We start from the raw sequence: 8,228 nt of genomic DNA on the forward strand, positions 1-8,228 counted from the left end.
TTTTACAATATGCATAAAACCAGCGGCGGCTTTGAAATCGGAATTCAAAGCCGCCGCTGGTTTCCATATGAGAGAATCCGCTGCTTATTTTAAAGCAGGTCATTTTAAATGAGACTGGTTGACAATGGTTTCTACTGTAATATTCATCTTTTTCTTTCGGGCCTCATCCTTTAGAAGAATCAGACAAAGAAGATCGATCGTATAAAGAGTAGATAATTGACTGTTTACAAACCTTTCCTGATCAACAAACAAAGGATTTACTACTGGTAAACAAAAATCAGCGCACTGTGCGATCGTGCTGTCGGTAAAACTGGTCAGACCGATGAGCTTTGCTCCATTTTGTTTTGCCGCCCTGACAGCATTGATAACTTCCGCGGTTTCACCGGATATGGAAATTGCAATAACCAGATCACCGGGACCTAAAATAGAACTGTAAATTACCATCAAATGAGAGTCTGTCACACTTTGTACATGAAATCCCATGCGGGACAGGCGAAGCATGGTTTCACAGGCAGTCAGCCCCGATGATCCCACTCCGAATATATAGATATTACCTGCCGCTGCAATCTGGTCAGCCAGGTACTCCAATGCCTTTCTATCAATCATCTGATTGGAATGTTCAATTACGGTCCTATAAAAATCATAAACCTGAGATACAAGATCGTCTGAGTGAGCAATCTTGTTTCCTGCCCCTGCGCTTCCAAGCTGGATTTTCAGTTCTGCAAAAGATTTTTGCCCTACCTTTTTGCAGAAACGGGTGATTGTACCGTCTGAAACTCCCACGGTAGCTGCAAGGACAGAGATATTCATATTCCGAATGTTATTGCCTTCCTTCAAAATGTAATCAGCGATACTACGTTCTTTATCAGTAAATGTATTATATTTCTTTTGAATTGATGAAAGAATATCCATATTGTACCTCTTATGCTTTCGTCTTTAATTTGTGAAAAACTGAACCCATATTAATAAAGTGTTCTTATTATATCACTTTTTAATAAAAACGAAAAGATTTTAGAGGAAACAGGATGGAAGGTGTTATTTTAATTAAAAACCTTTGATACTGCCTCAGCAAATCCACGTGTGATGCATTGGGGGCGTGTAATTGCAGTACCCACAACAACTGCATAAGCTCCTGATTCAATCGCCTTTGCAGCCTGCTCCGGTGTGTTGAAATTCCCTTCTGCAATTACCGGGTGCTTACATTTTGCAATCAAAGACTGAAGCACCTGAAATTTATCCAGTCCTTGAGACTGAGGCGTATATCCCAGCAGTGTCAGGCCTACAAAATCAAAACCAATCTCGTCAGCACGCAGCCCCTCTTCTTCCGTTGATATGTCAGCCATAAATTTTTGATGAGGATATTTCTCATGAAGCTTATATAGAAAATCCACATCCTGATTTATGGTAGCATCTACAGCGACCACATCAACACCGGTCCGAACCAGTGCACCTACCTCTGCAAATGTGGGTGTGATATAAGGTTTGCCTTCCTCATATACCTTTTTGATAATTCCGATGATCGGAAGATCCACATGCTTCTTGATTTCTTCAATATCTTCCACGCTGTTTGCACGAATACCGACCGCGCCACCTTCTTTTGCTGCCAGGGCCATACGCCCCATGATAAATGAACTGTGCAGGGGTTCCTCCGGAAGCGCCTGACAGGATACAATTAAACCTCTATTCATAAGTATTACATCTCCCTAATCTTCGCCAATTATGTCGTTTATTTTTGATTTTATTAAATCTGCCTTCGCTCCAAATATTGCCTGAATGCCACCTTTAACCTCCAATACGGCCGCTGCGCCTTCCCGTTTTATGGCCTCTTTGTCAACCTTTGCAATATCCTTTACTGCTACACGCAGACGGGTAATACAAGCATCACAATCTTCGATATTTTCCTTACCGCCCAGAGCCGCAAGTACACGAACCGCCGTTTCAGCGATTGTACCCTTTGTCTCTACATTTACCTCGTCTTCTTCTCCTGCCTCGCGGCCCGGAGTCGGAATATTAAACTTTGTGATCAGGAAACGGAACAGCACATAATACAGAAGCGCCCAGAATACTCCCACCACTACCACATAGATCCAGTGAGTCCTTGCATTGCCCTGCAGGACTCCAAATAAGGTAAAGTCAATGATTCCGCCGGAAAACGTGTTGCCGATACGAACGCTTAAAAGATCAGCAATCGCAAAAGAGAGACCATCTAAAAATGCATGAATCACATACAGCCAAGGAGCTACAAATAGAAACATGAATTCAATTGGTTCTGTAATGCCGGTTAAAAATGATGTAAGGGCTGCCGAGAAGAATAAACCGAATACTAATTTACGGCGATTTTGGGGAACGCAGTGATACATTGCAAGACATGCGGCCGGTAAGCAGAAAATCATCGTATCAAAACGGCCTGCAAAAAACCGTGTACCCTCGGTATACATTCCTGTAAAATCAGGATCAGCCAGCTGGGCAAAGAATATCTTTTGAGCACCTGCAATTTCCTGGCCCGCCACAGTAGCAACTCCGCCTAATTCCGTATACCAGAACATAGGGTAAATCATATGATGCAGGCCAACTGCTCCGCAAAGCCTCATCAAAAATCCATACAGGAAAGTCCCAAAAACGCCCATACTTGCAATGGTCTGGCCGCTGGAAATCAATAATGACTGAAAAGGAGGCCATATCAGGAAAAATATAGCGCCGATAAAAATTGCCGCAAATGAGGATACAATCGGAATAAAACGTGATCCTCCGAAAAATCCCAGAAACGCAGGCAGCTGTATATCCCGGTACCGGTTATGAAAATAGGTAACCATACAGCCAATAACAATTGAACCTACAACTCCGGTATCAATTGTGTTTCCATCCGGTTTAAAGACGGACAGCAATGCACCGATCGATGCATTCATGACAAGAAACGCGACCGCAGCTGCCAGACCTGCCGTTCCTTTATCTTTTTTCGCAAGCCCCACTGCCAGACCAATACACATGATTAGCGACAGATTTCCAAACACCACTTCTCCCGCTTTGCTCATAACAGTAAATATTGCCTGCAGAGCAAAGATGTTCAAAAATGGATAGGCTGCGATTGTGTTTGGATTGGACATTGCCCCACCGATTCCTAACAGGAGACCTGCTGCCGGAAGAATGGCAATCGGTAACATAAATGCCTTACCTAATTTTTGAAGCTGCTTAAACATAATAATATACCTCCTCCTTGGGCGCATATTGTACAAGTAATGTTTCAATATGCATTTCTTTTTGGTTGATTTCATTATATTTTATAAAATAATTTTAGTCAATCACTTTTTGATAATAATTATTTTAATCATACATGAAAAATAATCCAGGTTCTTCAACCGGTATTGCAGCAGTTAAGGGAAATATGTGATATGTCGCAAGAACAATGGTATGTGGGGAAACTGGCTGGAAATGGCCAATTACGATACTGCTCCATGAGCATAAAGCAGTGGAAAAATGTGTTTTAAACCGGGGCCATCGCCCCGGCTGTTAATATGCATATGATTTCGTATAAACTATTGCCTGATTTTACCTTCTTTATAGTGTTTGCGGCACAATGAAATGTATTTATCATTTGCCCCCATTAATATCTGCTGTCCTTCTCTGATTATGTTTCCGTCTTTATCAATCCTTGCATTCATATTGGCGCTATTCCCGCACCAGCAGACGGTCCTAAGTTCCTCAATTTCATCTGCCAGTTCCATCAGACGTTTGGATCCAGGAAAAAGATGGGATGTAAAATCCGTTCTGAGACCATAACAGAAAACTGAAATATTGTATTCATCTACAATATTAGAAAGTTGTTCAATATCATTTTCAGAAAGAAATTGTACTTCATCCACAATGATTGCATCCAATTCTTTGATTGAATTATAATCATCATATTTAAATTCAGACCATAAAATGCAATCTGCTTCCAGCCCGATTCTAGATCTGATTTTCGTTTTTTCATCTCTGGTTTCTAAATCAGGTTTTATTAATAAAACGTTTTTTCCCTTTTCTAAAAAGTTATATCTTGTCATTAGTGCGTTAGCCGTCTTAGAACTTCCCATCGCACCATATCTGAAAAACAATCTAGCCATTTATTTCTCCTTTACTGTAAATAAAACAGATCCATGCTCCATGATAATTTAACATAAAATCATGAAACAGTTTTGCAACAGGAACCCAAAAGCTGCGTATCTAATATTTAAGTTAGTTATAAACCACTCTCGTCATATCGCATTAATATAAACGTATCCATGCCGTTGGGCGTTTCTTTAATATATGAATGCACTTTGAAAAAGCCTGCTTTTATATAACACTTTACAGCCCTTTTGTTAAAAGCCCTAACTTCTAATTCAAGAATTTTATCATTGAAATGTTGTTGCTTAATGAGGTTAAATTATTGCAAAAAAACTACTAACTTAATTACTGACAGCTAGTAGTCTTCTATACATATTCAATTGATTGACTCGGCAATATATTCATTTTGGGTTGTTTAACAACTTTAAAGAATCAAATCAAACTATAGCATTCCCCAAAATAAATTAAGCGGCGAAGTGAGAAAAAACATTAATAATCCTATTGTCACGACTTTAGTGAATTGTTTCGGAGTCTGATACAGGACAAACATTGTACCCACCCATAAAAACAACTCTAAGATATTTATAAGATCAAGATACCAAAAGCCAAAGACAAATGTTTGTCTGGTTATAAATATTAAAATTAAAGCTGCAATAATAATTGAAATGATCCCCTCTCCTTTTGCATACCAACAAATAAATGCCATAAAAGGCGAAAGAAATGTCATTGCAACCCAAATCATCATATAGGATTTCGGGAAAAAACCGGCAATAAACACCGTATACAGATAATAGCTGCTTACCATCCCGGTAAAAAATAAGAATACATTAGCGGCTGCTCTTAAAGGGGTTTTGCTATATACAGAAATCAATACAGCTAAAAAAATCCAAACCCCCATTCTTGAAAAGAAATTCCTTAAGTCGAGTGACTCAAGAAAAGAAGGCAATAAATTGCTGGCAGTCGTGTCAAGTTTTTTCGATAGGATTCCTAATATAATCCCTGCAAGCAGAATTGAAAATGAATCAATTATCTTTTGGGATCCCGGTATGGCTACTGGTCTTCTAACTCTATTGAAAAAGTCTATCATTGCCACCTCGTATTGCACATAAAATTCTTATTCCCTGATTGGAGCCGGAAACTGACCCAAACTACTTAACTACAGTTATTTAGCCAATCGTGAAAATGCAAATCAAACAATGGTTTATTTTCTATTTGTAGATTATGTCCTGCTTTATCAAGACACAGGAAGGTCAAGCGCGGTAAATGCTTTACTAATCCCCATGCATCTTCATAACCAACACAATTATCTTGTTTTCCTGTTAATACAACAATAGGTTTGTTGAAGTTTATATCTTTTAGCGATGCTTCAAAAGAAAAACCATATCCATCTTTTTGGTATGCATTAACAAAGTCTATGTCAGCATCTTTTAGACCATGCAAGATTTCGCTTTTATATCTTTCCCATGTTTTAGTTGTAGCAATAACCGCATAATCCATAAAATCCTGAAATTCATCCTTCTCACTGGCTCCAGGTTTTAAATCCTGCTCTATAACAAGAATTTCTTTTTGCGCAAGATTACGGCTTTCATGTTTACTTATTACACAAGGACATAATAAGAATACCCCACTAATATTTAGATTCGCTTTTGACATCAGCCCCAATGATAAATACCCGCCATAAGATTGACCAACTAATAAGAAGCTTTCGTCTTTAATGACCTCTTTTATAAAATTAATCAGAAAGGATAACATATCATCTGCATTTTTTATACTCGGATTCATCTCTGAACTGCCAAATCCCGGCAAATCAATATAAATCCTTCGATAATGTTCCAAAGTCTCCATGACTGGTTCAACACACCCTATCATTGTTCTATGATCCTCTGGAAACCCATGAATACAAAGGACTGGTTTTCCTGAACCAATTTCTTCATAGTAAACAGGATGATGATCTATCTTACATATCATATTTGTTTCATACCTCTTTTTCCTGTTTTACTCAGCGCTCACCCGTGTCACCACCATGTCTTTCACTACGGCCGGTTCCAGTTCTAAAGCTACCGCAAGTTCACCGTAAAGCAGATCTTCCGCCATCTTAAAATAGAATTCATCCTTTGCCGAATTTTTCTTACCTTCTACCAGCCCCTTTTGTTTCCTTAAATATAGTGTCTTGATGATCTGAAGCCAGCCTGAGCACTCATTTTTCATCATGATTTCCTTATAGGTTCCTTCTCGCTGCCTTTCGTCAGGCACCCATGTAGTTGGAGTATCTGGAATCAGATTAATCAGCTCTATGGCTTCTTCTCTTGTAGATACTTCTCTCATGGGTGCTTTTAAATTGTCTACGGGCGTATAAACAACACATTGCTGTGCCTCATAAAGAGGCTTCAGCGTATAGTAAAGGCGGTCATCGTCCACTGCGGACATGTTAAGGCTCCCTACCGCCTCTACCCTGCAGATTCCATGGGTTCCGAATACTACTAGATCATTTACCTGAAACATAATTATTCCTCCTGCCTGAATGCCAACACTTTGATACATAAAGTTACAATTTCTATATCTTAAGTCTAACACTTTAAAAAATTTTTGTCAGTGTTTTTTATTTATTTAAATATTTTCGTGAAATTTAGCCAGAGAACCCCTTGCTATTACTTGTGGAAATTGTATAGAAATAATCAATAAACGCTCCAAAATTCAGACATTTGTAAAAGTGCCGCTTTTGGAGCGTTGAACATATATTTTATTTTCCTGAAATAATTTACTGCTTCTGTGCTGCCAGCTTAACAGCTGCACTGGCACCCACACGACTGCATCCAGCCTCAATAAAAGCCCTTAAATCCTCAAGGGTTCTGACCCCGCCGGCCGCTTTTATCTTTACATCGGGTCCGATGTGCTTTTTAAATAACTCAATATCTTCAAGAGTCGCGCCCCCGGTTCCGAATCCGGTGGAAGTCTTAATATAGTCAGCTCCTGCTGCCGTAACCGCCTTGCACATGGCTATCTTTTCTTCCTCTGTAAGATAACAGGCCTCGATGATAACCTTTAAGATGTTTTTGCCGGTTGCTCTTTTCAGTTCTGCGATTTCCTTTTCTACCTTATCGTATTCTCCATTTTTCACATCACTGATATTTACTACCATATCCACCTCAGAGGCTCCGTCTTCAATGGCTTTCTTTGTCTCAAGGACCTTTGATTCTGTCACACTGTAGCCCAGAGGAAATCCGACCACGGTACAGATATTAAGGCCTGGAAATTGTTCATGTACCCGGCCGATATAGCAGGGAGGGATGCATACGGAAGCGGTTTTATATTCCACAGCTTCCTTACAAAGCTCCTCAATGTCCTCCCAAGCGGCAAATGCCTTTAACTGTGTGTGGTCTACGTAGCTCAACATATCTAAATCTGTCATTATTTTTTCCTACCTTTCTATTCTGTCAGGCGTTTTACGCCTTCTTTGGTAACGCTGGCATAAATTAAGGGTTCTGCCTCCGGCTTTTGACTGCTTATGGTGACTGCCTTTAAAAATTCCTCCTCAGAAGCCGCAAACAGCTCTTCCTTTGAAGCATAAAGCACGGCTATGGTCTCTCCCTCTTCCACCTTCTGGCCTGCCTTTTTCTTAAGGGCGATTCCAGCCGAATAATCAATCACGCTCTCCTTCGTAACTCTGCCGGCGCCTAAAAGCGAAGAAGCGATCCCGCATTGCTCTGTATTCATATGGGTGATATAGCCGCTCTCTAAGGCTTTCACTTCCCTTTCAAAGGCTACTCTGGCAAAAAGTGAAGTGTCTCTGATCACGGAAGAGTCCCCTCCCTGAGCTTCCACCATGGCAATAAGCCGCGCCAAAGCACTTCCGTCGGCAATGGCTCCTTCTGCCAGCGCCCGGCATTCTTCCATACTCCCTTTTCCTGCCAGATAGAGCATTCCGGCAGCCAGGCTTAAACAAACCGTCCTTAAATCTTCAGGCCCTCTTCCATGAAGAGTTTCCACTGCCTCAATGACTTCCAGGCTGTTGCCGATCAGGCTTCCCAGAGGAATGTCCATATTCGTTATGAGAGCCATGGTTCTCTTTCCTGCGTGCTCTCCGATTGCCACCATCTTCTCTGCCAGGGTGATGGAGTCTTCCAGGGTCTTCATAAATGCTCCGC

At 40.5% G+C, this 8,228-nt stretch carries 8 protein-coding genes and 1 pseudogene; all 9 read right to left on the reverse strand.

Translation table 11 applies throughout. The features are described 5' to 3' along the window. Positions 1 to 99: 99 nt before the first annotated feature. A complete protein-coding gene (locus RT269_RS14935) occupies positions 100 to 912 on the reverse strand; it encodes a MurR/RpiR family transcriptional regulator (RefSeq protein ID WP_313183711.1) in 813 nt (270 codons plus the stop codon). Positions 913 to 1,040: 128 nt separating this feature from the next. Continuing rightward, positions 1,041 to 1,688 carry an N-acetylmannosamine-6-phosphate 2-epimerase gene (locus RT269_RS14940; RefSeq protein WP_313183713.1) on the reverse strand — a complete coding sequence of 216 codons (648 nt, stop codon included), beginning with the start codon at positions 1,686 to 1,688 and terminating at the stop codon, positions 1,041 to 1,043. Positions 1,689 to 1,703: 15 nt separating this feature from the next. Continuing rightward, positions 1,704 to 3,197 carry a PTS transporter subunit EIIC gene (locus RT269_RS14945; protein ID WP_313183714.1) on the reverse strand — a complete coding sequence of 498 codons (1,494 nt, stop codon included), beginning with the start codon at positions 3,195 to 3,197 and terminating at the stop codon, positions 1,704 to 1,706. 336 nt (positions 3,198 to 3,533) lie between these two features. Further along, complete coding sequence (locus tag RT269_RS14950) at positions 3,534 to 4,100, reverse strand: thymidine kinase (RefSeq protein WP_313183716.1); 567 nt, start codon at positions 4,098 to 4,100, stop codon at positions 3,534 to 3,536. Positions 4,101 to 4,525: 425 nt separating this feature from the next. Further along, entirely contained in the window at positions 4,526 to 5,170 is a 645-nt protein-coding gene (locus RT269_RS14955) for a hypothetical protein (protein WP_313183718.1), read from the reverse strand. A gap of 65 nt (positions 5,171 to 5,235) precedes the next feature. Beyond that, complete coding sequence (locus RT269_RS14960) at positions 5,236 to 6,051, reverse strand: alpha/beta fold hydrolase (protein ID WP_313183719.1); 816 nt, start codon at positions 6,049 to 6,051, stop codon at positions 5,236 to 5,238. A gap of 27 nt (positions 6,052 to 6,078) precedes the next feature. Then, on the reverse strand, positions 6,079 to 6,585 hold the full coding sequence (locus RT269_RS14965; RefSeq protein WP_313183721.1) for a CarD family transcriptional regulator: 507 nt from the start codon (positions 6,583 to 6,585) through the stop codon (positions 6,079 to 6,081). Positions 6,586 to 6,841: 256 nt separating this feature from the next. Continuing rightward, complete coding sequence (deoC, locus tag RT269_RS14970; protein WP_313183722.1) at positions 6,842 to 7,492, reverse strand: deoxyribose-phosphate aldolase; 651 nt, start codon at positions 7,490 to 7,492, stop codon at positions 6,842 to 6,844. A 17-nt stretch (positions 7,493 to 7,509) separates the two neighbouring features. Further along, positions 7,510 to 8,228, reverse strand: a pseudogene (locus RT269_RS14975) (thymidine phosphorylase); the annotation flags it as partial.

The sequence above is a fragment of the Lacrimispora sp. genome, from assembly GCF_032078915.1.
In the GTDB taxonomy this organism is placed as follows: Bacteria; Bacillota; Clostridia; order Lachnospirales; family Lachnospiraceae; genus Lacrimispora.